This window comes from Synechococcus sp. PCC 7335 (genome assembly GCF_000155595.1).
In the GTDB taxonomy this organism is placed as follows: domain Bacteria; phylum Cyanobacteriota; class Cyanobacteriia; order Phormidesmidales; family Phormidesmidaceae; genus Phormidesmis.
Genome location: NZ_DS989904.1, coordinates 4,553,284 through 4,579,887, shown reverse-complemented (window position 1 = coordinate 4,579,887; position 26,604 = coordinate 4,553,284). Strand labels below are relative to the sequence as shown.

Annotated in this window: 25 protein-coding genes; 12 read left to right on the top strand and 13 right to left on the bottom strand. The window is 49.1% G+C overall.

Annotated elements, in window-relative coordinates; genetic code table 11:
- Positions 1-105 precede the first annotated feature (105 nt).
- The 4 genes from S7335_RS19160 to S7335_RS19145 form a co-directional block, all read right to left on the bottom strand.
- Entirely contained in the window at positions 106-1,386 is a 1,281-nt protein-coding gene (locus tag S7335_RS19160) for a hypothetical protein (protein ID WP_006457167.1), read from the bottom strand.
- 162 nt (positions 1,387-1,548) lie between these two features.
- On the bottom strand, positions 1,549-2,850 hold the full coding sequence (locus S7335_RS19155; protein WP_006457488.1) for a glutamyl-tRNA reductase: 1,302 nt from the start codon (positions 2,848-2,850) through the stop codon (positions 1,549-1,551).
- A gap of 341 nt (positions 2,851-3,191) precedes the next feature.
- Positions 3,192-4,229 carry a class II fructose-bisphosphatase gene (glpX, locus tag S7335_RS19150; RefSeq protein WP_006455570.1) on the bottom strand — a complete coding sequence of 346 codons (1,038 nt, stop codon included), beginning with the start codon at positions 4,227-4,229 and terminating at the stop codon, positions 3,192-3,194.
- 159 nt (positions 4,230-4,388) lie between these two features.
- Complete coding sequence (locus S7335_RS19145; protein ID WP_006456581.1) at positions 4,389-6,464, bottom strand: DUF3352 domain-containing protein; 2,076 nt, start codon at positions 6,462-6,464, stop codon at positions 4,389-4,391.
- Between the two features lie 358 nt (positions 6,465-6,822).
- On the opposite strand from S7335_RS19145, the gene menA reads away from it, so the two are divergent.
- From menA to S7335_RS19130, 3 genes are read left to right on the top strand one after another with little or no spacing between them, the layout of a single operon-like run.
- Positions 6,823-7,836, top strand: a complete 1,014-nt coding sequence (menA, locus tag S7335_RS19140) for a 2-carboxy-1,4-naphthoquinone phytyltransferase (RefSeq protein WP_006456770.1) — start codon at positions 6,823-6,825, stop codon at positions 7,834-7,836.
- Between the two features lie 16 nt (positions 7,837-7,852).
- Complete coding sequence (locus S7335_RS19135) at positions 7,853-8,860, top strand: o-succinylbenzoate synthase (protein ID WP_006453495.1); 1,008 nt, start codon at positions 7,853-7,855, stop codon at positions 8,858-8,860.
- Positions 8,842-10,344, top strand: coding sequence for an AMP-binding protein (locus S7335_RS19130; RefSeq protein WP_157620331.1), 1,503 nt, complete (start codon positions 8,842-8,844; stop codon positions 10,342-10,344). The genes S7335_RS19135 and S7335_RS19130 overlap by 19 nt, the downstream gene beginning before the upstream one ends.
- Here S7335_RS19130 and S7335_RS19125 read toward each other — a convergent pair.
- From S7335_RS19125 to S7335_RS19115, 3 genes are read right to left on the bottom strand one after another with little or no spacing between them, the layout of a single operon-like run.
- Positions 10,280-10,792, bottom strand: a complete 513-nt coding sequence (locus S7335_RS19125; RefSeq protein ID WP_038016529.1) for a thioesterase family protein — start codon at positions 10,790-10,792, stop codon at positions 10,280-10,282. The genes S7335_RS19130 and S7335_RS19125 overlap by 65 nt on opposite strands.
- Positions 10,793-10,817: 25 nt before the next feature.
- Positions 10,818-12,578, bottom strand: coding sequence for a M23 family metallopeptidase (locus tag S7335_RS26235; RefSeq protein ID WP_006454714.1), 1,761 nt, complete (start codon positions 12,576-12,578; stop codon positions 10,818-10,820).
- A gap of 36 nt (positions 12,579-12,614) precedes the next feature.
- The gene (locus S7335_RS19115) at positions 12,615-13,583 is read right to left on the bottom strand and encodes a biotin--[acetyl-CoA-carboxylase] ligase (RefSeq protein WP_006457261.1); all 969 of its coding nucleotides are present in this window, start codon (positions 13,581-13,583) and stop codon (positions 12,615-12,617) included.
- A 91-nt stretch (positions 13,584-13,674) separates the two neighbouring features.
- Here S7335_RS19115 and S7335_RS19110 point away from each other — a divergent pair, with 91 nt between their 5' ends.
- From S7335_RS19110 to ctpC, 7 genes are all read left to right on the top strand, one after another.
- Positions 13,675-14,049, top strand: a complete 375-nt coding sequence (locus S7335_RS19110; RefSeq protein WP_006454212.1) for a DUF1823 family protein — start codon at positions 13,675-13,677, stop codon at positions 14,047-14,049.
- Between the two features lie 170 nt (positions 14,050-14,219).
- Positions 14,220-14,963, top strand: coding sequence for a MotA/TolQ/ExbB proton channel family protein (locus S7335_RS19105; RefSeq protein WP_050765925.1), 744 nt, complete (start codon positions 14,220-14,222; stop codon positions 14,961-14,963).
- A gap of 140 nt (positions 14,964-15,103) precedes the next feature.
- The gene (locus tag S7335_RS19100) at positions 15,104-15,526 is read left to right on the top strand and encodes a biopolymer transporter ExbD (RefSeq protein WP_038016528.1); all 423 of its coding nucleotides are present in this window, start codon (positions 15,104-15,106) and stop codon (positions 15,524-15,526) included.
- 46 nt (positions 15,527-15,572) lie between these two features.
- Positions 15,573-15,992 carry a biopolymer transporter ExbD gene (locus tag S7335_RS19095; RefSeq protein ID WP_006453656.1) on the top strand — a complete coding sequence of 140 codons (420 nt, stop codon included), beginning with the start codon at positions 15,573-15,575 and terminating at the stop codon, positions 15,990-15,992.
- Positions 15,993-16,082: 90 nt separating this feature from the next.
- Complete coding sequence (locus S7335_RS19090; RefSeq protein WP_006457385.1) at positions 16,083-16,553, top strand: tetratricopeptide repeat protein; 471 nt, start codon at positions 16,083-16,085, stop codon at positions 16,551-16,553.
- A gap of 59 nt (positions 16,554-16,612) precedes the next feature.
- Positions 16,613-17,863 (top strand): (E)-4-hydroxy-3-methylbut-2-enyl-diphosphate synthase, encoded by a 1,251-nt coding sequence (gene ispG / locus S7335_RS19085; protein WP_006453968.1) that lies wholly within the window; start codon positions 16,613-16,615, stop codon positions 17,861-17,863.
- Positions 17,864-18,158: 295 nt separating this feature from the next.
- Positions 18,159-19,457: a carboxyl-terminal processing protease CtpC gene (ctpC, locus tag S7335_RS19080; RefSeq protein WP_006456060.1), complete on the top strand. Its 1,299-nt coding sequence runs from the start codon at positions 18,159-18,161 to the stop codon at positions 19,455-19,457.
- A gap of 32 nt (positions 19,458-19,489) precedes the next feature.
- Here ctpC and S7335_RS19075 read toward each other — a convergent pair whose 3' ends face one another.
- The 4 genes from S7335_RS19075 to folP form a co-directional block, all read right to left on the bottom strand.
- Positions 19,490-19,729, bottom strand: a complete 240-nt coding sequence (locus S7335_RS19075; protein WP_006454364.1) for a hypothetical protein — start codon at positions 19,727-19,729, stop codon at positions 19,490-19,492.
- Positions 19,730-19,754: 25 nt separating this feature from the next.
- Entirely contained in the window at positions 19,755-20,879 is a 1,125-nt protein-coding gene (locus S7335_RS19070; RefSeq protein ID WP_006455834.1) for an FAD-binding oxidoreductase, read from the bottom strand.
- 174 nt (positions 20,880-21,053) lie between these two features.
- Positions 21,054-21,635: a photosystem II protein PsbQ gene (gene psbQ, locus S7335_RS19065; RefSeq protein WP_006454086.1), complete on the bottom strand. Its 582-nt coding sequence runs from the start codon at positions 21,633-21,635 to the stop codon at positions 21,054-21,056.
- A 117-nt stretch (positions 21,636-21,752) separates the two neighbouring features.
- A complete protein-coding gene (gene folP, locus S7335_RS19060; protein ID WP_050766015.1) occupies positions 21,753-22,634 on the bottom strand; it encodes a dihydropteroate synthase in 882 nt (293 codons plus the stop codon).
- Between the two features lie 205 nt (positions 22,635-22,839).
- On the opposite strand from folP, the gene S7335_RS19055 reads away from it, so the two are divergent.
- Positions 22,840-23,673, top strand: a complete 834-nt coding sequence (locus S7335_RS19055) for a DUF362 domain-containing protein (protein ID WP_227500035.1) — start codon at positions 22,840-22,842, stop codon at positions 23,671-23,673.
- On the opposite strand, the gene S7335_RS27410 is transcribed toward S7335_RS19055, so the two are convergent.
- The gene (locus S7335_RS27410; RefSeq protein WP_006455156.1) at positions 23,663-24,151 is read right to left on the bottom strand and encodes a nucleotidyltransferase domain-containing protein; all 489 of its coding nucleotides are present in this window, start codon (positions 24,149-24,151) and stop codon (positions 23,663-23,665) included. The genes S7335_RS19055 and S7335_RS27410 overlap by 11 nt on opposite strands.
- A gap of 83 nt (positions 24,152-24,234) precedes the next feature.
- Between S7335_RS27410 and S7335_RS19045 the strand changes: the two genes are divergently transcribed.
- Positions 24,235-25,071 (top strand): PHP domain-containing protein, encoded by an 837-nt coding sequence (locus S7335_RS19045; protein WP_006453718.1) that lies wholly within the window; start codon positions 24,235-24,237, stop codon positions 25,069-25,071.
- A gap of 120 nt (positions 25,072-25,191) precedes the next feature.
- On the opposite strand, the gene S7335_RS19040 is transcribed toward S7335_RS19045, so the two are convergent.
- Complete coding sequence (locus S7335_RS19040) at positions 25,192-26,364, bottom strand: RNA polymerase sigma factor, RpoD/SigA family (RefSeq protein WP_006453768.1); 1,173 nt, start codon at positions 26,362-26,364, stop codon at positions 25,192-25,194.
- Between the last annotated feature and the right edge of the window lie 240 nt (positions 26,365-26,604).

The window sequence follows — 26,604 nt, the reverse complement described above, 5'->3', positions numbered from 1 at the left end:
TAGCGATTGAATCGGTGGCAGTAGCAAAAGAAAACTGCTATTGATGTCTGAACTAAAAGTGCTATATCGCTGCTGTATTACTCTGTTTCCAACATCTGGTTTGCGCTACAGTTCCAGTGTCTGCTCGGTACCGCAGTGTTTGCAGTGGGGGAGGTGTCTATAGGTGAGGTTATGGCAGTTTGTGCATTCTTGATATTGAGAGTAGCTGCAGTGAGGACAGTGTAGGTCACGCTTGCGAATTTTCTTGGCGCAGTTGACGCAGCGCCCACTTTGTACGCGGTTGGCAGCCTGCAGGCGAGTGTTAAACACAAACCTTTGAAAGAACTTGATGACGCCAAATCCAATCGCTGGAATCAACAGAATCTGCAGATAGTTGATTAGGAAGCGGAGACCACCAAATAGAAATTCTAAGAACTCTATTAACAGCTCAATTAAGAACCCAAATTGCAAAAACTCAAAGATTTTCCAGACCAGAGGAATACAGAAGATGACAAATAGATGCCAGCTAATTAGTGATATATAGCCATAGTCTCTTCGCTCGGCCAGGCGGTTCACACCGGATGCAACAACGATAAGGGGCAGCAGGAACAGTCCTTGAAAGAACAGTTGAATGCTGGGATACCAGAAGCTCGCTCGCTGATAGCCGTTGTCAATTTGGTTGAATCTAGTATCGTCGCTAAGTAGGGATAGAAAGGTTTGGCTTTCTGGTGTAGAGATCAGTTCTGTTTTGAGCGTTTCGAGGGTGGCTTCTCTTTGAGCGATCGCCTGATCGTTTTGTTCGATCTCGCGTCTTGCCTGTGCTGCTTCTACGGCGTTGATTGATTGCTCTCGTGGCTGGCCTGCAATCTCTTCTAGCAGCGTTGAATCATATTGCTGACGAATATCAGCGTTCTGCCTCGTAAAGGAACTGATCTCGGCTTGAATGTCGTTGATGCGGCTGATAATTGTTTTGTTATCTAGACTATCGACAGCCTCAAGAGCAGATTCGTATTGCAAGCAAATCTCAGATACTTCACCTAGATGGCCTCTGCCGAGATCTTGATAGCTACCATAGTAGCTACCTCGGTAGTATGACTGATTAATCGTGGCGGGTAACCTAGGGTTTTGGGTATCACTATCCGATGAGACTAGCTGGTTGATAAAACGGTAGTCTTTCTCTTCTGCAGTGTCTTCACGATAGCTGATCCATTCCGAACGACAGGGATATGTTTTCTCTGGGCTAAGTGGCCACCGACTAATATCGTCTAACCCAGCAAATACATTGAACAAGATGAACAAATCAACCAGAATGATGATGATCAAACTGAATCTGTTGATCGGCTTGTGGTTGATCCGACGAGACCGATTAAAGAAGCGACCGATAGCGCGACGAAATCTAGAGAACATGAGAAAAGCACCCCGTTCACGAGCGAGGCTTTGTGTTGCGTTTGCTATGTTTCATCAAAGATAAGCTCTCCTAAGCGAAAACCTAGGAGAGCTTGTGTCAATCGTTTTTTTGGAGAAGATAGTCGAAGCGATTCTTCTAGCAACAGGTGATCGCGATAGGTGCTAGCGGCGGGTACCCGCGACGCCATTACGAGCAGCCGTTTCTAGATTGAACAATATCTGCAATGTTTCCATTGCCCGGTCTCTCGCTTCCATATCCCTTTGCGATCGTAACTGAGTCATTGGATCATGCAAAATCTTATTCACAATGCCCCGAGTCAGCGCTTCTACGACACCACGGTGCTTCTCAGAAAATTCTGAACCTAGACGAGACATGGCTTTTTCTAGCTCTTGCTCGCGAATGGTCTCCACTTTGCTACGCAAGCTGCTGATGGTAGGGACGGTATCGAGCGATCGCAACCAGTCCATAAACGCTTCTACTTCCTCATCCAATAGAGCCTCGGCCTCTAGCGCCATCTGTCTCCGACTTTCCTGATTTTGCGCGACCACTGCCTTTAAATCGTCTACGTTAAACGCGAAGACAGTGTCAATCTCAGCAATATTGCTATGAACGTTACGAGGGACCGCAATATCAAATACCAAAATTTGGCTACCGTTGCAGACAGGCTCTAGATTCTCTCGGTGTAAAATTGGCTCAACTGAAGAAGTACAGGTAAACACCACGTCAGCCGCAACGACAGCCTCTAGCATGCTGTCGAGCGTTCCCGTTTGAATATCGACATCTCCAAACTGACCGGCCAAATTGTTCGCTCGATCGATAGTCCGATTCAACAGCGTAATTTTATTGGCTCGTTTAGACACTAGGTGCTGTACTAGTAGGCGGGCCATCTTCCCTGCACCCAGGATGGCGATATGACAATTGTCAAAGCTCTCGACTTTCATCAGTGCTAATTCAGCCGCAGCAGAGCTGATAGAAACAGCACCTGTGCCCAAATTAGTCTCCGTCCGAACCCGCTTACCTGCTTTGATTGAATCTTTTAGCAGGCGACCTAGAATCCGACCAATACCCTTGTGTTGTTGGGCTAAGCTCAAAGCATGCTTTACCTGAGAAAGAATCTGACCTTCTCCTAAGACTAAGCTATCAAGGCCAGCAGCAACGCGCATCAAATGCATCACTGCATCTTGCTGAAGCAGAACGAACAGATGAGGCCGCAGCTCTGCTAGCTCAATACCGCTGTGCTCGCATAGAAAGCGCATCACATCGCGGACGCCCGTTTCAATTTCGTTGGCAACGATATGGATTTCTAGGCGGTTGCAGGTGCTAAGAATAGAGACTTCTTCGATGGTGGGCGAATTGCCAAGGTGAGCGATCGCATCAGCAACTTGAGCAGAAGGAATGCTCAGCTTTTCTCGGATTTCTACTGGCGCAGTCTGGTGACTAAGCCCAACAACAGCAATATTCATTCGGTTCCTTCAGATCTGTTATGAAAAGTCTTCTATTTATAATCGGATGAGCAGCAAGGCTCTCTTTAAATTATTAAATATCTGGGAAACATCTCAAGAAAACTAAACAAAACTCCATCTTACGGGAGATAGACGAGGCAAACGATGGGATCTAAAAAGGGACAAAAAAGCAATTAAGCCTTGTCCCTTTTGTTCTGAGCTATTTTTCTTTTGACTTTACAGCGCTAGCCTACCTATACCTGCTTGCATCACACCAAGAAACGAGAAGGCAGGGTGGGGTAGACCCTAAAACTCACGCTCGCGGCTGATTTACACACCAAGCAGATATGTTCACTTACAGACTAGTTCAAGCTAACGCGCTTAGGACTGTCTTTCATATGGACAGTATCGACAAAGCGAGCTGTCTTAGACTGGCTAGAAATAACCAGACTCTGAGTACGGTAGCCGCCGTTGAAGAAGCGAACACCGTTCATCAATGTACCAGGTGTAATACCGCAGCCAGCAAACAGCACATTTTCACCGTTAGCCAGTTCTTCAGCGGTGTAGACTTTGTCAGGATCGTCAATTCCCATAGAGGATAGACGCTCTAGGTTTGCTTCTTTGCTCTCGCCAATTAAGCCTGTTTTTACAACCGCAGGATCGTAAATTAGCTGGCCTTGGAAGTGACCCCCTAAACAGCGCATAGCCGCTGCGGAAATGACGCCCTCGGGTGCCGCGCCAATTCCCATAAGACCGTGAACATTGGTGCCTTCAAACCCACAGGAGATAGCAGCAGAAACGTCGCCATCACTAATCAAACGCACACGGGCACCGGCATCGCGAATCTCTTTGATCAAATCATTGTGCCGCTCGCGCTTCATAACGATGATCACGAGTTCATCGATCGAGCGATCTAGACATTCAGCCAAGATCTTCAAGTTCTCAGTTGGACTTTTAGTGATATCTACTTTGCCCTTAGCAGCAGGGGGCGCAGCTAGTTTGTTCATGTAAAAGTCGGGAGCTGCAAACAAACCGCCTTTTTCTGAGATAGCCAAGACTGCCATCGAACCGGGCTGACCGTAGGCGCAGAGATTAGTACCTTCGCAGGGATCAACAGCGATGTCGATTTCAATCAACTCATCGGGAGTACACACTTCGTCAGCATTAGGCTGCGTGCAGATGCCGACTTCCTCACCGATGTAGAGCATAGGCGCATCATCACGCTCGCCTTCACCGATCACAATCTTGCCACGCATGTGGATTTTATTCATCCGCTCGCGCATTGCTTCTACAGCAACCTCATCAGCAATGTCTTTTTCACCTTTACCCATCCAGCGGGCCGATGCGATCGCTGCCTGCTCGACGACTTCAATAATCTCTAAACCGAGGGTGGTTTCCACGGGGTATTTATCCTCCAAACTGCCGTATCTAGCCGCTTTTAGCCAATCTTAAACGGGCTTCATAAAAGAGTTTATAAAACTCTACATGGCCATCTTTGAGTTTATCAGACAATCAACCCCGCGCTGCTTTGTTCCCCGACTGAACTACCCCCTCGATGCCTAGATAGGTCCTGGTCTAGCTGCCTTAGACAGTTTGATGTACAAGTCATAGTCCATAGTGCGATCGCCCACTGTAGAAGTCAGACCAATCGCTTGAATGGCTGAGGTTGGTTTGGCTGTAGATAGCTCTTGTGATAGCTGAGGTAGTGGAAATACGCTGTCTGTATCGTTAATCTGGGCCAGATCCAAAAAAAACTGGCCGTTGTTTGGTGCAGGCGCATCACCAGTCAAAGTCTGAAACAGGTCGGTGCCTACAAGTGAAGAACTAGAAGCAGGGATAATCGTCTCGGTTGCGTCACTACCTACTGTAAAGAAGGTGACATTGCCCGGCAGCCAACCATGGCTAAACTGCACCCCTTGGAATGGTGAAAACCACTTAGTTACTGAGCCCTCTGGCAAGTCAGTTGTCTCTACGCGGTAGCGATAGCGCTCAACCATAACATTGTCAATCTGCTCCCAAACAGACTCAGCGGTGGCACGGTCATTGGTTTGCACCATCAGCGCTAGAGAGGAGATCGCGATGCTATTGTCAGTCCTGCTCTGACTGGCTTCGGTCTCAGCCTGATTCTTGTCAGGCGCATTCTCTTTTGTCGGTTCGGCCTCAGGCGGTAATAGCCCGAGTGCAAACTCTCCGCTGGCCCAAGGCATAATGTCTGCTTCGATATCTAGACCTGTTTGAGTCAATAGAGCTGCTTGTAGATTCCGTGCATCTGGAAAGAATGGGGGTGAGATATTGCCCTTGCTTAGGGCTTGCCAGGTCTGCTGCAAATTGCTGCCTGATAGCGCTAAAAGCGTATCGCCAGGCAGGCGGCGAAGCATATCATCTGCTTCGTTGTTTAGATCTTCGTAGGCCAGATCGTTCTCGGGAAGTAGCCAGCTAGTTCCTCGAAAGCGCAGGCCCTCTGATTCGACTAGGGCCGTGGCGACAATGCCCTGCGAGCCTTGAAGAGGAACTAGGCTCCCCGACTGACTAGCTGAGGTGCCTACTGGTGCTTTTAGTACTTCGGTAGCAATAGGAATATTCAAATAGAGCTGGGCAAAATTGTTACCTAAAGGCCGAGACTCTTCTAGAGCAGCTGTAGCGCTACGATAGCCGTCATTATCTTGCAAAGAGCGATCGCCTCGGTAGGTATCAATTGCGCGTTCAATACCTGAGGCCGTGTTGCTCAGCAAAAGCCAATCAGTGCCCAGAACGGCAGCTTCCATAGCCTGTCCTGTCGCCGTTTGAATAGTTTTGATGGGAACTTTCTTGTAACTACGATCTTCCCAGGTGATAGCTGAGCGCTGTGGACCGCTTTCAAATAGAGCATTAGCTTTGTTAGGATCGGCGATTGGCGCAATCAACACGATGTTTTGAGTAGCTGCGGCTATGCCCTCTAACTGAGGCCGATTAGTTGGTCCAGTTGGCTGCTCGGCGGCAGGTAGCAAAGCTAGGGTGATGCGATCGCCAATCCAGGGTTTGATATCTCGCTTGAAACGATATCCATTAAGCGTGAATAGCCGATCTTTCCAGTTAGTCAAAAGCTGATCGAACTGTGTCTGGCTTTCGGCGGTGCCAAACTGCCTTAGCCTAGTCCAGATCTCCTCGTCGGTAGTAACGGTCAGGGTTGCTAGGGCGTCTTGAGGAACAATCTGAGCACCTACCGGGGAAGGGCTTTGAGGCGGCCGTTGAGAAAGATTTAGGGCGGCAATTATCCCTCCCCCTAATAGAATTACAGCGGCTAGACCGCCAGCTAGCTTGGGCAGTGCGTTTGGCAACTTTGGCGCAATGCTAGAAGAGTGATCTACTTCCTTTTGGTTTACTGTTTTTTGGCTTAGGCTCTCTGGGTCTAGGCTTTTTGGGTCTCGACCTTTCAGACCTGGGTCTTCAGGATTAGCAGTATCTGTTGAAAAGGCTGGTGGCTTGGTCTGGACTTGAGTGTCTGGTGCTAGCCGAGGACTCTGGCTACTTTCTAGAAGCTCATCTGAGCAGGATTCTTTGCCTAGATTAGCTCGGGGAGAGTTGGGGATATGCGTAGTTTCTTGACTCAGATCGGCTATATCTTTCTGTGATTTAGGGTCTGTTTCTTTAGCCATCGTCGTTTAAACCGCTAGTCAAATACATAGAACCCTAATTACGAAAACCCTAGTTTTTGGCTAGTTCTTGGCTCAATCGGGCTACGTTCGCCATGCACTCTAGCAAAGAAGTTGATGAAAGTGATTAGGAAAATACTTAGTAAGTCAAAGTTTTTACTTTGTTTTAGACTCAAACTAGCCTATCTAAGTCGAGTACAGGTTGAATCGAGTACAAGCCATCTGTTAACGAGCCAATGGCCGGATAATCACGTTACTTCCGACTAATTCAAAGTGTGGGTAGTTTGAGTTTTTTTACTGTGTGTCAATCCCTTGTAGTCAATAAGGATATGCTAAGCGCTAGCTGTCGCTTCTTGACTCTATGACTACTAGAACGGTTAAACCCGAGACTGTCTGTGCCGACCAGGTTGATCTAGTCCATTCCGCTAGTGCTCATAGCGCCGACGATCAATTGCGATCGCAAAAACGGCTTTGGCTAGCAGCGCTGAAGCCGCCGATGTATTGTGTGGCGGTGATGCCTATTTGTGTGGGTAGCGCGGTAGCTTATGTCCAGACTGGTCGTTTCAGAGCAGACGTTTTCTCGATGTTTGCTCTATCAGCTATCTTGCTGCTGGTATGGGAAAACCTTAGCAATGATGTCTTTGATGCAGAGACTGGGATCGATGTTAACAAGCATCATTCGTTGGTTAATTTAACTTCCAACCGACAGCTGATCTTCTGGATTGGCAATGTTTGTTTGCTACTAGGCGTTGCCGGTGTTTTGACAATCTCTTTGACCCAGCACGATTCAACGGTTTTGGCTATGGTTCTAGCCTGTTGCGCTTTGGGCTATCTCTATCAAGGGCCTCCTTTTCGCCTAGGATACCGGGGCATAGGCGAAATTCTTTGTTTTCTCAGCTTTGGGCCGCTAGCAGTAGGCGCTGCTTACTATTCGCAAACTCAAAGCTGGGGGCCAGCAGGCTGGTTAGCGGGCTGGCAATTGAGTAGTCCGCTGTTGCCTGCTGCTATCATCGTGGGCATCGGGACTACTTTGGTATTGTTCTGCTCACACTTTCACCAGATAGAAGATGATTTGAAAGCAGGGAAACGATCGCCAGTTGCTAGATTAGGAACCCAGAGAGGAGCGCAGTTATTACCGGCGGCCTGCACCGCGGTTCTGCTGACGGCCTTAGCGGCGATCGCCCAGGGTGGACTTCCTTTGGGTACGCTTTTGATATTGGGCAGTTTGCCTGCTGCCATCAAGCTTTGTTTGCATGTACTGACCTTTCACAATCAGCCAGAGAGAGTCAAAAATTCAAAGTTCTTAGCGATTCATTTTCACTTTTGGAGTGGTTCGCTGCTCCTGATTGGACTGATTGCCTCTACTGCGATTTAATCGCCACCCACAGGCTATGCATCACGTCAACGACAAGCCAGCGGTGGCCACTTTTGAGTTTCGTTCGTATCGTCGCGCTTTTCGACGACCGATTAAGACCCATTATGGCATCTGGAAACATCGTGAAGGTATTATTCTCAAGCTCAGCGATCATCAGGGCCGCATTGGTTTTGGAGAAGTTGCACCGCTCCCTTGGTTTGGCACTGAAACGCAATCGCAGGCGATCGCATTCTGCCAGCGTATTCCATCTAGACTCTCTATCGGCGATGATTTTTCTATTTTGCCGACGCTGCCTGCCTGCCAGTTTGGCTTTGAGCTAGCCTATAGGAACTTGACGAAAGATATCCACTGCGCTGATCTGGCTATCCATCACTACAGCGCTCTATTGCCCACGGGTGAGGCCGCCTTAGATGCCTGGAGTGCGCTGTGGGCTATGGGTCACCGCACTTTCAAGTGGAAAATCGGCGTTGCCCCTGTTTCAGTCGAGCTAGCTTGGCTCTCACAGCTGATGGAACGACTGCCTTTAGGCGCTCAGCTGCGACTAGATGCCAATGGAGGACTTTGTGAGATAGCTGCCCATCATTGGTTAGATCGATGCGATCGCCTTGGCCATCGCATCGAATTTATCGAGCAGCCTCTACCTCCTAACTGCTTCGCTGAGCTAATCAAACTTACCCGTCGCTACCAGACCCCTATTGCCCTTGACGAGTCGGTGACCACCCTAGACCAGCTGAAGGCTCACTACTATAGAGGTTGGCGCGGTATCTATGTAGTCAAACCCGCTGTCCTTGGCTCTCTCAACCGACTCCAACAGTTTTGCGAAGACTATTCTATCGACTTAGTAGTTTCCTCTGTCTTTGAAACTGACATAGGCCGTCAGGCACTCATTGATCTAGCGATAGAGCTGCAAAACAGCTCGTTCTCTAAGCCTCATCGCGCATTAGGGATGGGCACGCAGCAATGGCTGCCGCATGACGGACTAGATGATCCTGATTGGGAGGCTCTGTGGCAGCAGTTGGAATGACACCAGAGGTAGTGTGGGCAGGGTTGAGACGGGACTGGTGTGAATTAGGAAAGTGGAAAGATCGAGAGATAGGAAAGGACTTGGATGCTTGGTTTGAGCTGGTGACAACCCGGCGTACCCAGCTCGAAGCCTATGCTCTAGAACAGGGTAGGCATAATCGTCAAGACTCGGCGGCGCTGATTGTCATAGTCGCCGATGCTGAGCCGATGGATTTTTTGGCTGGTTTCTGGGCAGGTGTCTTAGCTGGCTGGACAGTGGCTCTTGCTAACCCAAACTGGGCAAAACAAGAATGGCAGTCTGTCACTGATCAAATCAACCCCGACACCATATGGAGTTCCCCTTGCTCAACCTGTTCGCCCATTCGCCCGCTCATCCACTCACCTACTCGCCCACTACAAACCGCTCCATTCATCCTGATTCCGACTGGCGGTACTGCCGGTCAGCTCAAATTCGCCTGTCATACCTGGGCAACCCTCACCGCCGCCGTTCATGGCTTCCGGCGCCATTTTCAGTCTGACAACGCACCTATCAATTCCTACTGTGTCCTGCCGCTCTATCATGTCAGCGGACTTATGCAGGTCATGCGAACTTGGCTCACAGGTGGTCAGATGGTAATTGCCCCTTTCAAGGATGTCTCTTCTCAAAACCCACTTTCTTCTCAGTTAGCGTCTGCGTGTCTGCCTCCATACACATACCTATCTCTTGTTCCTACTCAGCTCGCTCGTTTGGTTGCTGCCGAAAGATTTTCCTGGCTTCGACAGTTTCATACAGTTCTTCTCGGGGGTGCTCCCACTTGGACCGCTTTGCTCAACCAGGCGATAAAACATCAAATTCCTATCTGCCTAACTTATGGCATGACTGAGACAGGCGCGATGGTGACGGCGATGCGATCGCAAGACTTTTTGCAAAGCGTTGTCAGTGACCGTCCCTCTAGTGGATGGCCAATGCCTCACGCGACAATTCAGATTGAGGATAGCAGCAGACAGTTGTCTACTGGAGAAGTCGGACGAGTCGTTGTAACGTCGAGCGCGATTGCTCACGGCTATCACAATCTGCCTTCATCAAGCTTTAAAGGACAAACTTTTTACACGGACGATTTGGGCTATTTAGATAGCGACGGCCAACTGCATATCACCGGACGTGCTAGCAGCCAGATCATCAGTGGCGGCGAGAACATTTTCTCCTCTGAAGTAGAGAGTGCATTGCGTAGTACTGGTCAGCTTCTCGATGTCTGTGTGGTGGGCTTACCTGATGCTGTTTGGGGTGAAGTGGTGAGCGCTGCGTATGTTCCGCTTCATCCCAATGTTTCTATTGCTAGCCTAAAACTAGCGCTAGACAAAAATGGGCAGATTAGCCGGTACAAGTATCCAAAGCGATGGCTCGCGCTAGAGAGTATCCCCAGAAACGCGCAGGGAAAAATTAATCATCAGCTCCTGAAAATGCTGTTTGATTCGTCAGCCAGTCAGTCAATTGACGGTCAATAGGATGCTTCTTGCGCGTCGTTTTGTCGATACATGCGTGCCTGGTAAGGGCGATCGCAAGCGGTTCACTTGTTGACTGACTGTCTGCTGATGGCTGATTTAATAGGCTAGTTGATAGTGAGCTAGTTGATAGTGAGCTAGTCGATAGTTCGGCCTGCTGATAGTTGAACGTATAGCGAACTTCGTAACTGTAGGCAGAAAGCTGCACTGGCACTAACGTAATGGTGATTTTGTCCCCACACAGCAGCGGCTTAAAATAATCTGCTTCGGCATGGACTATCGGAATTGGATACAGGTTCGATACAGAAAAAAACAGAGCCTGGTCTATCGGAATTTCGCTTAGTGCTGCCTCATATGCCTCATGACAAAACGTCAGTATATTAGCGAAGTAAACCACCCCGGCTGCATCGGTTTCGTGAAAACGAATCGTTCGATAGTATCGAAAGGTCATTGCTAAGACCTTGCTCAAGGCTATGTCAGCTAGCGTTTGGCTGAGCTGGGCGGTAAGGCAGACCGTTTCGTCCAGGTAACAGTTCTGTATCTTCTGTATCCGCCGCTGTTTTGTTTACGCCTAAGTTCTTCAATTTTAAGTTCTTCAATTTAAAGTCATCTAGACTAAAGCTGATGGTCTGACTCGGATTGTTTAATGCCTGGACTAGCCTTGCCAAAGAATCCTGTACCATGCTATCAGGATTGACCAGCACCCAGCCATCCGCTGTTAGCTCTCGCATCTCAAAGTGTAGGTGCGGTCCTGTAGAGTTGCCGGTACTGCCCACTAACCCGACGACCTCCCCTTTCTTGACAGCTTTTCCGGACGCTACAAAAATCTCTGATAGGTGAGCATATCGGCTTTCTAGCGTGGCCTCTTCCAGCTCGTGCTCTAGTACTACCATCAGGCCATAGCCACCGGCTTCTCCGGCTGCTGCAACTACGCCGTCTTGGGCCGCTAATACCGGGGTGCCTTGGGGAGCGGCAATATCGGTACCAGCATGGAAGCGATGGTCACCAAAGATTGGATGCACCCGAAAACCGAACAAAGAGCTAATCGGTGCTGGTGCTGATAGTGGGAATATGAACTTCGCCGCGGCTTGTAGATTCACCACCGGGCGGACTGAGCGATTGAGATAAGCGCGGCCTGCTGCGCTAGTTGATAGTCGAATACCGGATTCGCTGAAGCTTACAGGTCCGACATTGACCGCCGAAGCACTAGCAACCGGTGCAGGCTGAGAATAGCTAGTAGGCATAGTCGCATTAGCAGTCGACCCAGTAGTGCTACCGTTGGCTGATTCACCAGAAGACGCAGCTGTAGCAAGGGCTGCTGTTCCGCAAGCCCCTGCGGGTACGCCCTGCCCCTGAGACACTGTAAATTCACAACCTGTAGACTGCTCAGCGACTACCACATCAGGCGTCTCGGTCGCGCCAACACTGTAGTCCGTAGGATCGACAAAGATATTATCGTACTCGCCTGGTCGGGCAATTTCCTCTGGTAGCGCAACTGGTGTAATCTCAGCGGGTACTACCTGCTCAGTGCTCGGTGCTGGTGTGAAGACCGGCGCAGCCTCCGGTGTAACTTCTGGTGAGATCTCGACTATGGGCTCAGCTGAAGTTACCACAGGCTCGGATACTGGTTCAGCAACTGACGCAGGTGCAGATATTGTAGGTGCAGATATTGGAGCAGATGACTCAGGACCAACTTCCACAGCGGGGCTAGAAGCGGGTACTGGTATAACCTCCTCTATACCTGGAGATGCAGCAACATCGTAGGCCGTTGCTGAAGCGGGCGTATTGACATAGTCGACTATAGGCGCAGCCACTATCCCCGGTTCAATCATACCGACGAGCGGATGGGAGGAGACGCCTTGTTTGAGTGCAGTCTTGGGTGCGGAAAAAGTAGGCGAAGCTCCGGCTGCAACCGTAGGCTGAGCAATCGGTGAAGCAGAGTCTAACCCAACTGATAGAGGTGAGTCAGGATCGTTTAGGTGGTGGGCTTCTACTGCGTAATTGCCTTCTGCTGCGTAATTACCTTCAATATGATCGCTTTGCGCTTTAGCAAAGTTGATCTGGCTAGTGACCAGGCCACAGCTACTGATCAACCCAAAAGTAACTAGCCAAGCTCTGCGTAGCTTTTGACCTATTGACAAGCCACTATGCTGATAGCCCTCTGAAGGGCTGGTGACATTGGTATCTGCCACACTATCCGCCACTTTAGAATTGAGAGTTTGCTTGGAAGCTGTCATAGTCATCAACCTAAAATTAACCCTAACCAGTACTAACTATATGTGAATTTCGCTGGGCCTTATCAGTAGAATCCGCTCGCTCTGATTGGCTGCATTCTGATTAGCCGTATGTAGTTTTGCCCTTGCAGAGGAACCTTTAGATGTAAGGCTAGCCCCCTGCTTTTGCATAGCGACTTGCAAATAGCCTTCTTCGGAGACTCCAATTACCCTTCCGTATACCCTTCTAGAGTCGACTTCAAGATCTGATATCGATAGCACTTTGAGCGTACCGTTTTTTAATGAAACAGGTTTACCGACTTGTGTGAGTAATTTCTGGTAGGTCTTCATGAAAACTTGACTACCGACTCGCTGTTGATAGAAGTACCCTTGCAGGATTCCCCTGAGGACAACGACAATTAGTGTCTCCAAACAATCTATTTTGGTTTGGGCGTGACGGTAGAGTCCGCTCTCTAATATTTTTGTCAGAGTGATTCCAGATTGTGGGACTAGGTTGTGCCAATTCAGTCCTACACCGATTACGGCCTGACGAATGCGAGCAGTAGAGTCCAGTTTATGTCTTTCTATTAGCGGGTTTGAAGGGATAGCGCTCGGCTGTGACAGCTTAGTCTCGGTCAGAATGCCGCCTAGCTTCTGTCCTTGATAGAAGAGATCGTTGGGCCACTTTATCTGAATTGGAATGCCAAGGTTGTTTAGGGCGATCGCAATTCCCCAGGCGCTAATGCAGGTAAGCTGAGCGCTATAGGCTATCGGCCAGTCTGGCTCTAGCGCAAGCGAAAGGTACAGGCCACCTGGATCTGATTGCCAGATGCGATCGCGCTGTCCACGACCTGAAGACTGCTGCGCTGCGATTACGACTGTTCCAGCTTTAGCCTGAGACTGGTTGCTAGCCTTCAGCATCTCCCACAGATGAGTATTCGTCGAGGTCAGGGTTTCAAACAGATGGATGTCAAATTTTGGACGAATTCGGCTAAATTCTGGGTAGATTCCTAGCTCAGTCCCCTTCATGGCTAGCGCTGTCTGGATCTTCTCGTGATTAATTTGACGACTCGCTGTTAGGGGATGAATTGGACTCAGATTGGTTGGTATTATCGGTTCTATGATGACTGACCTTCCTGATCTAACAACTGAGACGCTATGGGCTATCCTCAATGGTGATCTAGCCGACGATACGGTTAATCAGCTAGTCTGGCAAACCCTGGGCTATACCTATTGCATGGATACCCAGACGTGGCAAACCCAAAATGTAGACAAGCTCTGGGCCGAGAAGTATCCTGAACCACCCAACTTTATCGAAAGCAGGCCAGCGACAGTGCAGCTGACTAGAGCAATCCCCAAAGAAAACAAACAGCTACTCAAAACTGTTTTAGGTTTCAAGGGCTACTCAGTTGACCAGCTAGTCCCTAGGCTAACCCGCAGGGCCACGATGGCGAACTGGCTATTGAGTATTATGAGGGAGAGGGGCTTGATATAGCTTTGGCCCGTTAGTTTTCCGTTAGTCTTTATGATCCACTGGTCTTATGTAGGGCATCTTCATTAATCTTCTGTTTACTTGTGACTAAAGACCGGACACTATAGTTTTTGCAGTATCTACCTGCGGCTTAGGCTGCAGGTATTCCTCCTTTTTTTTTTATCGCTGATGATATGGCAACCGTATTTGATTTCTTAGCAAGAGGTGGCCCGGTCATGGTGCCTATTGTGGGCGCGTCTGTCTTGACAGTGGCTTGCGCGTTAGAAAGAGCGACCTTTTGGACGGATTTGCTACGGCGAGAAGCCAAGGTCGTCAATGAGGTATTAGATAAGGCCCGAACCAGTTTAGATGAGGCTGCTGCGATTGCGGCGCGATCGCGAGATTTACCGATTGGCCGTTTTCTGATCGCTCCGCTGAATCTGCACAACCCCTCTCCAGACTCCTTTCGTCTAGCGCTAGAAAATGCTGCGGACAAAGAGTTTGTCAAAATGAGAAAAGGTGACAAGCTACTAGAGACCGTTGTCGCTGTTGCTCCTCTGTTGGGACTACTGGGCACTGTCATAGGACTGATTAGAACGTTTGAGAACTTAAATATTGGCGGTAGTGATGGTGCTATCGGTGCGACAGAAGCTGCGGGCGGTATCGGCGAAGCTTTAATTACAACAGCGGCTGGAATGGTGGTTGCGATTCTGGCACTGCTTGTGCTGCGAGTAATGGTGACGCTACAAGCTCAGCAAATGGACTACTTTTCGGAGGCAGGAAACGAACTAGAGCTGATCTATCGCCAATACTGGTATGAAGCGGATCGAGCGCAAAGAGGTAAGCTGGCAGTTGTAGACCCGGCAAACAGCCTAGAGATTACTCACCCAGAAGAGAGTTTGCCACCGCCCCCCACCTTTCAGCAGCCCACTTTCTAAAGCCCCTTCTGTCTAAAGCCCTTGTGGCTCACGTACTCGCTGAGCTTTGGCTTGATCCTTAGCCTACTAAATTGACTTCTATTTACTAGAAGTTCTAGTCTGAACTCCAGTCTACAGAACGCTTGTTTCCCCTTCTCAAAATGCGCTTTCGACACACCGAAGACAATAGCATTCCGACAATAGATCTCATTCCCATGCTGACGGTGATGATGGGGGTTCTAGCTTTCTTTGTGGTGATCTCTATCTCGCTAGGTCGTGAGGAGCTAATTCAGGTAGACCTGCCTCCTGAGCAAACCGAGGAACCTGGTGAGGAAGCAGACCTCGTTCGAGATCCGTTTGTGGTTGAAATGGACGGGACTGGCCAGAGACTACTCAACGGGAACCCTATTGCGCCTGAGCCGCTGGCTATCGAAATAGAGTCTTACCTAGCTCAAGATACCGACAGGATTGTTTATTTGATTCCTAGCCGCGAACTTCCTTATGAGCAAGTAGTTCAGTTTCTCGGTGATATGCGAGCTGTCGGCGGCAAGCGAGTTTCTTTGGCTATCAGAGAAGCGTCCTAAGCGATGTCTTTCAACCTGCACTTTCCTACTGCTTAACTTTTGTCCTATGCGTACTCGTCATCGTCGTCCTAGCCGGATTCCTGAAGTCAACCTTGTGCCGATGATGGATGTACTAATGACGGTGCTGATCTTCTTCGTTGTCATCTCTATGGGCCTAACCGGTGTCGAGATCAACGGCGTCACCCTGCCCCGCTCTGTTAATAGTACTGATGAAATTATCAGCGGCAGCGCAGACGAGTCGCCGCCTTTTGTAATTGGTCTGACGGCTCAAAAGGAGCTGATCTTAGATGATGAAATCATTCAGCTACGAAATCTATCACCTAGGCTAAGGACTTATTTTCAGGAGAATCCTGATGGAACGATCTTGCTCAAGGCGGATCGGACTCTACCCTATGATGATATTGCCAATCTCCTAGATGAACTGAGAGGAAGTGGCGGTCGCCGAGTCTCGTTAGCCGTAGAATAGTAGGGTGATATTTGTGTAGTCTATTGTCTAATCCACCGTTGGTTAAATCGTTCGTTTGAAGGCGCTTTGTGACAAGGAACGTTTCAGTTAATGGATTTAGATCGCGTTAATCGCTTGCTCGAAGATCTCAAGCGGCCAGACGCTGAAGTACGTGATCGCGCCTCTTCTTTGTTTTGGCATGCTTGGTTTCATCAAAAGGGTGTCTACGGTGCTCAGCAGCTCATGGAAGCGCAAACTTTACTTCAAGCTGGGAAGATGACTCAGTCTGAAGCCTTACTGGGTGATATTGTCGAAGCGCAGCCTGATTTTGCTGAAGCCTGGAATCGACTGGCGGTTTTGCACTATACCCAAGGGGATTATTGGCGTGCGATCGCCGCCTGCCAAAAAGTGGTTGCACTCGTCCCCTACCACTTTGGTGCGCTTCATGGGCTAGGTCTTAGTCATAGCGCCGTGGGCAACTACACTGCCGCGATTGAGTCTTTTCGTCAGGCGCTTGCTGTTCAGCCTTATGCACTTGTTAACCAGCGCTTGATCTTAGAATGCACCGCAAAGCTAGGATAGAAACAAGCCGCTGTCGCTAGATCGCTTTAACTAGATCGCATTAAACTCTATCTCTAACCATGCAAACTCTGTCTTCTCCCGCTGCTAAACCTAAGCCTACGACAACTAGTGCGCCTGCTGAAGTCGCCTTTGACACGACAATTCATCGCCGCAAAACTAGGCCAGTCAAAGTAGGAGATATCACAATTGGTGGCGGGCATCCGGTCGTAGTGCAGTCTATGATCAACGAAGATACATTAGACATTGAGGGTTCGGTAGCAGCTATTCGCCGGCTGCATGAAGTTGGCTGCGAAATTGTTCGAGTGACGGTGCCTAGTATGGCGCATGCCCGGGCGCTATCAGAGATTAAAGATCGGCTAGCAAAAACGTATCAACCAGTACCGTTGGTGGCTGATGTGCATCACAACGGCATGAAGATCGCGCTCGAAGTCGCTAAGCATGTTGACAAGGTGCGGATTAATCCCGGTCTGTACGTATTTGAGAAAGCAGAGAGCGATCGCACCGAATATACTCAGGCTGAATTCGATGCCATCGGCGAGAAAATCCGAGAAACCTTAGAGCCGCTTGTCATTTCCTTACGCGATCAAAACAAGGCGATGCGAATTGGTGTCAACCACGGCTCTCTTGCTGAGCGAATGCTTTTTACCTACGGTGATACCCCCGAAGGTATGGTCGAATCGGCCCTAGAATTCATCCGTATCTGCGAATCTCTGAACTTCCGCAATATTGTTTTGTCGCTCAAGGCTTCACGAGTGCCGGTTATGCTAGCTGCCTACAGACTGATGGTTCAGCGCATGGACGAGCTAGGCATGAGCTATCCGCTGCACCTAGGTGTCACTGAAGCTGGTGACGGTGAATATGGACGAATCAAGTCTACTGCGGGAATTGCCACATTGCTGGCCATGGGCATTGGCGATACCATTCGCGTCTCCTTAACAGAAGCTCCAGAAAAAGAGATCCCTGTGTGCTACAGCATCCTACAGGCACTGGGCTTGCGTAAAACCATGGTGGAATACGTTGCTTGTCCTTCTTGTGGACGTACGCTATTTAATCTAGAAGATGTTTTGCACAAGGTCAGAGAAGCGACAAGTCATCTGACGGGATTAGACATTGCGGTGATGGGCTGTATCGTCAATGGGCCAGGTGAAATGGCCGATGCAGACTACGGCTATGTCGGTAAACAAGCGAACACCATCGCTTTGTATAGAGGCCGCGAAGAAATCAAACGGGTCCCTGAAGAGAATGGTGTAGAAGAGTTGATTAACTTGATTAAGTCAGATGGCCGCTGGGTAGAACCCGATGTGAGTTAGTGATCGCAAAGGCATTCGGTATCTTTGGTATTTAGCACGACACGTGTTTAGCACTACACGAGTTCAGCTTTAGGCTAGCTCTGCAAATGGTAAACGCTTAAGAAAGTGGTCTACTTGCCACCATACTAACCCTGTGCTTTTTCTACTTTTCTCAAGAACTCTTCTTAAATGCACTTTCTAGTATGAAGCTTGCTCAGTAGAGAAGTGTTCTCAGCCTAAGCTCAGGCTACAAATAAATGGGTTGTGTTAAATTGGGCGTACTCACAACGTCCTCCACGCAGGATTCTAATTCTCTATGACAGTCAACAAGCGCGGTTTTATCTTGGGAGCGACTGCGCTGGCAAGCGCAGCTTTAGTCATAACAGGTACAGGTATTCAACTATCTGACGGTCAAGCTTTCTTCAAAGACGGTCCCAAAGAGATAGTCGATGAAGTGTGGAACCTCATCGATAACCAGTACGTTGACGAATCCTTCAACTCGCTAGATTGGAATGACGTACGTCTAGAGTATCTTAATCGTACCTACACCGATAAAGAGTCTGCGTACGTAGCCGTGCGCGAAATGCTAGAGCAGCTCGACGATCCATACACGCGGTTTATGGATCCCGAGGAATTCAACAATATGCAGATCGAAACCTCGGGAGAACTTACCGGGGTTGGTATCCAAATTTCTAAGGAAGAAGAGACTGACAATATTGTCGTTGTCTCTCCGATCGAAGCTACTCCTGCCTTCGAGGCTGGCTTGCTGTCAGGGGATGTCATTACCTCGATCGATGGCAATAGTACAGAAGGCATGGAGCTAAACGATGCCGTTAGCTTGATTCGAGGTCCAGTAAACTCTGATGTCGTTCTTTCAATTGATAGAGATGGCAGAGCGCTAGAGTTCGAGCTTACTCGTGCCCGTATTGAAATTCATCCTGTTCGCTTCTCTGTCAAGGACAGTCCACAAGGATCTATTGGCTACATCAGACTCACTCAGTTTAGTAGTAACGCTGCTGAGGAGATGAAAGACGCGATCGAATCATTAGAAGAGCGAAAGGTGACTGGCTATGTCTTAGATCTTAGATCCAATCCAGGAGGATTACTATTCTCTAGTATTGAGATTGCTAAGATGTGGATTGAAGAAGGCACGATTGTCTCTACGGTGGATCGAAATTCGACAAGTAATGAAGAAGTCGCCCATAGCGAAGCTTTAACAGACAAGCCTCTAGTTGTTTTGGTAGATGGTGGGTCTGCTAGCGCGAGTGAAATTCTCTCCGGTGCATTGCAAGACAATCAGCGAGCGACGCTCGTAGGGACGCAAACGTTTGGTAAAGGGCTGGTGCAATCAGTAAGAGGGCTGACGGATGGGTCTGGAATCGCTGTGACCATTGCCAAATATCTAACGCCTTCTGGGCGAGATATCAATAAGCTAGGCATCGAGCCTGACTACATCGTAGAGCTGAGCGATGAAGAGCGTGAGGCACTGGTAGAAGATCGCGACAAAGTTGGTACTTTGGACGATCCGCAGTATGCAGAAGCCGTGAAAGTTTTAACGGACGAAGTTCGTTTGCAGCGTCAGTCTGCAAGCAGTGCTGGCGCTGCAGATCGCTAGGCGTGGCAGTAATTGCACAATAATTGATCAGCTCAGATCACGGGCTGACATTTTCCAGCCCTGATTAGGCCAATGCGTTTCGCAATGGCCTGCTCTTGTGTTTCGAACGGCCCCCATTGTATAGGCGCTTCAGGTGCCCCAGATGTAGGCGCTCCAGCAGGCGATGCTGTTTCGCCGTCTGTTTCGGTCAATGCTTCTAGCTCTTGTTCAGACACAATTTTGCATGCTTGGGAATCTTGTTTGACGATGTACCAGTTTTCTTTAGAGAACATATAGCGTTCGCTGCTTTAAGTTGAATTACATAGCTTCTAGATGTTGGCATACTGCTTTGGCGGTAGCAGGCGCGAGTAATACACCATTGCGATAGTGGCCTGTGGCTAGTATGACGTTTTCTATATCACCCAAAGGCTTAATCACAGGGGCTGGTTGTCCTACTGGGCGAGGGCGTAGGCCGCTCCAGGTATCAAGGATGTTGGCCTGGGCGATCACACTACAAAATCGCGCTGCCGCCTGCTGCAAATCTTTCAATCCATTAGCCTTTGCACTCAATGGGAGGTTGCCTTCAGGAAATTCTACCGTCGCGCCTAACCAATAGCGCTTGCCTCCGAGTGGAACAAACTGAATATCGTCACCATTGATCACAGGTTGAAAAGTGCGATCGCCGACTTCAGTGCTCAACTCAATCTCCATCGCCTGACCCAATACCGGTATTAGCTCTAGAGGCTCAGCTGATATCCTGGATAGATTAGCCGCTCCTAGTCCAGCTGATAAAACTACCCAATCTGCAACAATCACTTCGTTCTTTGTTTGTATGCTGTTGCATCTGGTTCCTCGGATTTCTAAACCAGTGACTTCTGTATCAAAAAGAAAACGCACCCCTCGCTTTTTAGAAGCTGATACTAGCGCCTGGGTCAATTGAGCTGGGTGCACCTGAGCGTCGGCAGGCGAGTAGATGGCTGCGGCTACAGATTGAAGCACACGATCACCGCTCTCATTCTTAAACTCGTTTTCTAGCTCAATATGGGGACACTTTTCTGCTAACTCTCCTGGCCTCCAGATGTCTAAAGGCCATCCCTGTTCGGCTCGTTTCTTCTTCAAGGCATGCCATCGAGGTAGCTGATCTTCGTTGAAACACAGGCTAAGTATTCCTTGCGTATTAAAAGGAACAGGATAACCTTGCTGGTGTAGCTCGCGAACTAGCGAACGATAGCGACAAATACTTGTTTCTCTTAACTGCCAAGTTCGTCCTTTTACCTTGCGGCTGATCACGCCCATCAAAACGCCAAGCGCGGCGCCGGTAGAGCCTTGCGCAGGTTGATGCTGATCGATAACGTAAATGTCTGCCGCTACATGGAGACTGAGTTCGTAAGCGATCATAGCGCCAACAACGCCACAGCCAACAACAACAACTTTAGGTCTCATGCGGTTTCATTAGAAGGATGTCGAATAAAAAACAGAGGATGATATTCCACCCCCTGTCTACTTACAAACTACTCACAAAAATCTACAGCAGTCTACGCTTGACGCTAAACGGTTTTGACTTAGGCATCGCCACCTAGATTTTTCGCGTCCCCAACTACCGCTTCCATCGTATCTCTAAGTGTCTCCATCTAGCAGAACTGGGGTCCGAACCATATCTTCTTCTGCTGCGCGAATTTCTTTTTCATCTGGAAAGGTGGTGGTCATCTCGTACACGTCAGCTTCTTTCTCTGCTTGATCGATAGCGTCTTGACGCGCGCCTTCAGGAACAATACTCAGCAAAGCTTCAAAATCGCCTACAAACTCGCGGTATTGAGTAAGCGCCTCGCCATAGTTACGTTCTTCAGAAGCTGCATCTAAGTTCTCTAAATGTCCTAGGATTTCTTCTGAAAGTGCTTTTGCTTTGGGCTGATCTTCTGGCAGTAGCTGGCCGGACAACCGTAGCAGTTCAGCGCGGAGCTGACCCAGTGGACCGTGCGTGAAGTTATCGACGTTGACCCAGTTATCTTTCTCGATGTAGTTCAGCAGTTCAGGAAAGCGATTACGAGATGATTCTAGTCGGCGAACGTAGTTTGTTATCTGAGCGATCTTTTCGGGGGTATAGGTAGGGGCTACCGCTTCGGGGCTACCGCCACAGCTCACCAAGAAGGTGGCGATCGCAGCTAGTAGAACACCAACGATGGCTTTGTATCGTCTCATGGGAAACCTCGGGATCGATCTATGGAGTGCGTCTTTTAGTGTAAATCAGCATGTCCGGTTCTCAAATGCCCTGAAAGAGAGAAATGGGAGTAGAGCTAGGTCAGCAGCGATTAGAACTTAGCGCCAAAGGCGATCGGCCATGCGACAAACATCTCGCATTTGAGGGCCATCGTGTACGCGGATGATATCTGCACCGTGAGCGATCGCACAATCTACCGTTGCCGCTGTTCCCCATACCCGATCTTTTGCTTTGGGCTGATCTAGAATCTTCCCGATAAAGCTTTTACGCGACGTTCCCACTAGAATCGGACAGTTCAGCGCTTTTAGCGCTTCAAGCTCCTGCAAGATTGTGATGTTTTGAGAGATGGTTTTAGCAAACCCGATGCCAGGATCGACCGCGATTTTCTTCGGATCGATGCCAGCCTCCACGGCCTTGTCTGCCTGGCCTGCTAGAAACAAAACGATCTCTCGCATCAGGTCATCGTAGTCTGTCATCTGCTGCATGGTTTCAGGTGTACCCCGCAGATGCATCAGGATAATGGGCGCACCCGCGTTGGCTGTGACCTCTAATATGCTGGGCTCGTAGGTGCCTGCAGAGATATCGTTAACGATGTCTGCACCCAGTTCTAGTGCAGCTTTGGCAACTTTGGCGCGGGTAGTATCGATCGAGATAGGAATGTTTTGTAGTCTATGGTGATGATTGGTGCGGATAGCCTTGATGATCGGCAGGACGCGATCACACTCTTCTTCTAGTGTGGTCGGTTTTGAGCCAGGACGGCTTGACTGTCCGCCGATATCTAGAATATCCATATCCGCTTCTACTAGCGCTTTTGCCTGAGCGAGTGCCGTTTCAATCGTATTAAATTCGCCGCCATCGCTAAAGCTATCGGGTGTCACGTTTAGCACCCCCATCAGATAGGTGCGCTCACCCCAGACAAATTGATGATCGCGAATCTGCCACATTGTCGCTGCCTGCGCTGCGGCTTGGCCTTCGGCCATGAACAATCTCGCTAGTCGGTCGTAGGTGCCAGGACCAAGGTATTCAGGGTGCGATCGCCCCCGACCATACACCCACACCGGTCTACCGTCTTCTAAAATACGAATATCTTTGAACCAGCTTTTGAGCGACGACTTCATCGAATTTGCCTGCTCTAAGGCATCTGTCCACCGTTCAAAGGTCTCTTCATATCCAGATGTCACTACCTTGAAAGCCATCGCTCAATCTCACCCGCTTCAAAACACTGCTCAAGCCATCACTCAAACGGCTGCTACAGCAAATTTTATCTATTCGCCACCCCCTAATGCCAAAGCGGCGAAGCGAATTCTTGTGAAACCCAATCTTGGCTATCCTGTGGGGCCACCGGTAACGGTCAGTATGACGGTCTTGAGAAAAGTAATAGCAGGGCTGCGAAGTGCTAACCCCACTGCCGAAATTCTCATTGTCGAAGGCGTTTGTTCTAAAGTTTCGCTAGCTGATATTGCTGTCAAAAATGGTTTGTCGCCTATGCTAACCGAAGGCGTTCGGCTACTTAACGCAGACGAATTAGAGTGCATTGAATATCCTAATCGACTACCTGAGCCTATTCGCTTCAAGACAATGTGGGCACCGAAGCTGCTACAGGAGGTAGATTGTCGAATTTCTGTGAGCGCTTTCAAAAAAACTAGTTTGAAAGGTAGAGATCTGATCTCTGCCTCGCTCAAAAATCTCTACGGCCTGTTTCCTAGAGAGAAATATAGGGCTCGCAGTCCCCATTCGCGCGGTCAGCTACATCGTCCGTCTGTGCCGTTGGTTCTGCAAGATGTGTATTTCAGTGTTGGGCATTTGTTTGACGGTGGAGTTGTGGACTGTGATCGCAAGTTCATCAGCCACGACTACAGGCCCGATAAAGGTGACAGCTTTGAGATTGGTCAAGTGATATGGGGAAACGACCTGTTAGCGGTTGATCAGCTTGCCTGCAAAGTCGGAAGCGAAAAAGAAGCGGCCTATCTCGCACCTATTGTTGAGCTTCGAGAGGCTGATATTGCGGCTATGAGGTGATGCCATGAATACGCGCTTCGACGCGGCTGATAATCTTCTGTGCAGATGTGATCGCAGCTTTTGCCTCCCGCTGAGTAAAAGCTTCAGCAGGCGTAAGCTCAGCTAAGGCATCAGGGTAGCGAGTAGGGATATAGAGTTTATCTAGTGCCGCTTCGCTCCGCTCATACAAAATCTTGCCCTCCTTTAGCAGCTGGGCAATAAAGGGTCTGTGTTGACAGCGCAATAGCTCTGATGGCGTATACACGATTGCATCTACTGTTCTAGGCGCGTCTGATAGCAGATCTAACACTTTCCCAATCCGGTCTAAAGGGCCGATTTCACATCGCCACACCATAAACAGATCGATGTCAGAACGCCGAGTGGCATCTCCACATGCCCAGGAACCAAACAGGATAATTTTCTCAGGATCGAACTCGAGTCGTAGGCGTTCTGTTGCCTCACTCAGCCACGGCTGTATTTCCTGTATTCCTTGTATCATGGTAAACAGCGATTCACAGCTAAATCATACAGCAGCAATCTTAGCAGCGCGGTTTATGCCTTTTTCCTTTTCTTTCTTCGAACATGCTCGAACTTCATAGCCACACCACTTGTTCAGACGGTAGCCTGACGCCTACAGAGCTAGTGAATTTCGCTGCCGAACAGGGCGTGAAAGCGCTAGCTATTACCGATCACGACACGATGGCAGGTTGGGTAGAGGCTACAGAAGCCGCAAGGCCATTTGATTTAGAGATTGTTCCGGGGCTAGAGCTGAGCACTGTGTACAACGGGCGATCGCTGCATATTCTTGGCTTCTATCCAGACCCAGATCGCCTAGCCGCCCCCCTGCAAGAACGGGTCGAAGGCCGTAAGCGTCGGGCTCGCAAAATGGCTGATAAGCTCGCTGAGCTGGGCTATCCTATCGAACTTCTCGATATGTCAAGCGCAATGGCTCCTGGACGCCCCCATATCGCGACGGCTCTTAGACAAGCAGGTCACGTTAGCTCGCACAGAGAAGCCTTTGATCGCTTCCTTAAGGATGACGGTCCGGCCTATGTTCCATACGAAAAGTTCACCGCTCAAGAAGGCATCGAACTTTTGCTGAGCTGTGGGGCGGTTCCGGTCTGGGCACATCCTTGGATCTTTCGAGGCGGTACTGTTGAAACTGTTTTGCCTGAGCTAATAGAAGCTGGGTTAATGGGTATAGAGGTCTACCATCCAACACACAGCGTCAGCCAAACTCGCAAACTAGAAGAATACTGTCAAGCTCACAATTTACTGGTAACTGGTGGCAGCGATTATCACGGACCTAAGAAAGAGAAGCATCCAGATTTTAAAGACCTGAACGCTTTAGCGCTACCACTCGATTTACTCACACCGATTAAGCTAGCAGCCAGCAGCCTCAAAGAAATTTATGCATAGTCACTGGTGATTAAGAATACAGAAGCGGATAGAAGAGTGTACTTCTATCCGCTTCCATTTGCTTGCGGTCGTTTTACTTCAAAAGGTTAGAAAAACGCTTGTCCAGTAAGCGTCTATTCACTAGCCAGCGGCTAGGTAGCCGTTGATACTCGCCTTGCGACGACGTAAGTGCTTAAGTGCCTGCTGCTCTAGCTGACGGACGCGCTCACGACTGATACCCATACGCTGACCGACTTTTGCCAGAGAAAGGGGATTCCCATCTGCTAACCCAAAGCGTAGATTGATCACCTCTTGCTGCTGGGAAGTCAGCTCTGAGAGCATCCTGAAGATATCAGAGCGAAGCGACTGCTGCACTGTGTAATCTTCTGGTGAGGCACCATCATCTTCCAACAGATCTTGAAGCTCAGTATCCTGGTTGTCACCAATGCGAACATCAAGGGAGATTGGCTGCCTAGCAATAGAGAGATACTCTCGAACTTGCTTGGGCTCTAGCTCTAGTTCCTGGCCGATCTCAGCCGCATTTGGGCTACGACCTAGCTTTTGAGAGAGCTCACGCTGAACGCGTTTGATCTTGTTGAGCTTTTCGGTGATGTGAATTGGCAGGCGGATGGTACGAGCTTGCTGAGCGATCGCCCGAGTAATTGCCTGACGAATCCACCAGTAGGCATAGGTTGAGAATTTGTATCCCTTCATCGGGTCAAACTTTTCTACCCCACGCTCTAGGCCCAAAGTCCCTTCCTGAATAAGGTCTAGAAACTCTAAATTACGCTTCTGGTACTTCTTAGCCACCGCAACCACTAACCGCAGATTGGCTTCAATCATTTTACGCTTTGAGCGCTGACCACGGCGCATATGATGATCCAACTCAGACTCTGGAATGCTCGCCGCGGCAGCCCAGTCAGCGTTAGAAACTTCGGCCTCTTCACCTTCAGCTTCAGATAGCTTGGCAGCTAACTCTTCTTTGATAGCTAATAAAGCCATCATTTTCTGTACCTGCTTACCCAATACGATCTCATCTTCGTGACTAAGCAGCGGCACCCGACCAATTTCGTGAAGATAGGAGCGTACAGCGTCTGTTGTATATACTGGCTTGGTCTTTGTGGAAGTAGATTTCTTAGTAGCAGCCTTCTTTGTGGTAGTTTTCTTCGCTTTAGTTGTTCTCTTAACTTTAGTTGCCGTTTGTTTTACGTCAGTCATACTCTTCTCCTGAACGGCTAGTGTGCTAGTAGCATGCTGCAGCTGCATGTTGTCAACGCCCTGGGTTGCTTTGATTTTTTCTGTGTCCTTAGCCATGTTCCGGGGCCTCTATCAATGAAAGAATTTCTTACGTTCAAACTAAAGGGCAAAGCAGACAACCAACACTTTTCTGCTCGCTCTACTGTAGAAAGTTACGTCTGCTGACTACCGCTGACAACAGGTAATGAGTAAACCGCTTACTCGTAATCGTTATGAGTTTAGATTAGCATTTTTTAAGTCTTTTTGGCGTGAGACTTACCGTCCTCTGATTAATTTGAAGTAAGCTGATGAAAGGTA

What these genes read in the sequence shown, in the direction of transcription:
- S7335_RS19160 (WP_006457167.1), bottom strand. Translation starts at nt 1,386, where the DNA reads ATGTTCTCTAGATTTCGTCGCGCTATCGGTCGCTTCTTTAATCGGTCT.
- S7335_RS19155 (WP_006457488.1), bottom strand. Translation starts at nt 2,850, where the DNA reads ATGAATATTGCTGTTGTTGGGCTTAGTCACCAGACTGCGCCAGTAGAA.
- S7335_RS19145 (WP_006456581.1), bottom strand. Translation starts at nt 6,464, where the DNA reads ATGGCTAAAGAAACAGACCCTAAATCACAGAAAGATATAGCCGATCTG.
- menA (WP_006456770.1), top strand. Translation starts at nt 6,823, where the DNA reads ATGACTACTAGAACGGTTAAACCCGAGACTGTCTGTGCCGACCAGGTT.
- S7335_RS19135 (WP_006453495.1), top strand. Translation starts at nt 7,853, where the DNA reads ATGCATCACGTCAACGACAAGCCAGCGGTGGCCACTTTTGAGTTTCGT.
- S7335_RS19125 (WP_038016529.1), bottom strand. Translation starts at nt 10,792, where the DNA reads ATGACCTTTCGATACTATCGAACGATTCGTTTTCACGAAACCGATGCA.
- S7335_RS26235 (WP_006454714.1), bottom strand. Translation starts at nt 12,578, where the DNA reads ATGACAGCTTCCAAGCAAACTCTCAATTCTAAAGTGGCGGATAGTGTG.
- S7335_RS19115 (WP_006457261.1), bottom strand. Translation starts at nt 13,583, where the DNA reads ATGAAGGGGACTGAGCTAGGAATCTACCCAGAATTTAGCCGAATTCGT.
- S7335_RS19110 (WP_006454212.1), top strand. Translation starts at nt 13,675, where the DNA reads ATGATGACTGACCTTCCTGATCTAACAACTGAGACGCTATGGGCTATC.
- S7335_RS19105 (WP_050765925.1), top strand. Translation starts at nt 14,220, where the DNA reads ATGGCAACCGTATTTGATTTCTTAGCAAGAGGTGGCCCGGTCATGGTG.
- S7335_RS19100 (WP_038016528.1), top strand. Translation starts at nt 15,104, where the DNA reads ATGCGCTTTCGACACACCGAAGACAATAGCATTCCGACAATAGATCTC.
- S7335_RS19095 (WP_006453656.1), top strand. Translation starts at nt 15,573, where the DNA reads ATGCGTACTCGTCATCGTCGTCCTAGCCGGATTCCTGAAGTCAACCTT.
- S7335_RS19090 (WP_006457385.1), top strand. Translation starts at nt 16,083, where the DNA reads ATGGATTTAGATCGCGTTAATCGCTTGCTCGAAGATCTCAAGCGGCCA.
- ispG (WP_006453968.1), top strand. Translation starts at nt 16,613, where the DNA reads ATGCAAACTCTGTCTTCTCCCGCTGCTAAACCTAAGCCTACGACAACT.
- ctpC (WP_006456060.1), top strand. Translation starts at nt 18,159, where the DNA reads ATGACAGTCAACAAGCGCGGTTTTATCTTGGGAGCGACTGCGCTGGCA.
- S7335_RS19075 (WP_006454364.1), bottom strand. Translation starts at nt 19,729, where the DNA reads ATGTTCTCTAAAGAAAACTGGTACATCGTCAAACAAGATTCCCAAGCA.
- S7335_RS19070 (WP_006455834.1), bottom strand. Translation starts at nt 20,879, where the DNA reads ATGAGACCTAAAGTTGTTGTTGTTGGCTGTGGCGTTGTTGGCGCTATG.
- psbQ (WP_006454086.1), bottom strand. Translation starts at nt 21,635, where the DNA reads ATGAGACGATACAAAGCCATCGTTGGTGTTCTACTAGCTGCGATCGCC.
- folP (WP_050766015.1), bottom strand. Translation starts at nt 22,634, where the DNA reads ATGGCCGAAGGCCAAGCCGCAGCGCAGGCAGCGACAATGTGGCAGATT.
- S7335_RS27410 (WP_006455156.1), bottom strand. Translation starts at nt 24,151, where the DNA reads ATGATACAAGGAATACAGGAAATACAGCCGTGGCTGAGTGAGGCAACA.
- S7335_RS19045 (WP_006453718.1), top strand. Translation starts at nt 24,235, where the DNA reads ATGCTCGAACTTCATAGCCACACCACTTGTTCAGACGGTAGCCTGACG.
- S7335_RS19040 (WP_006453768.1), bottom strand. Translation starts at nt 26,364, where the DNA reads ATGGCTAAGGACACAGAAAAAATCAAAGCAACCCAGGGCGTTGACAAC.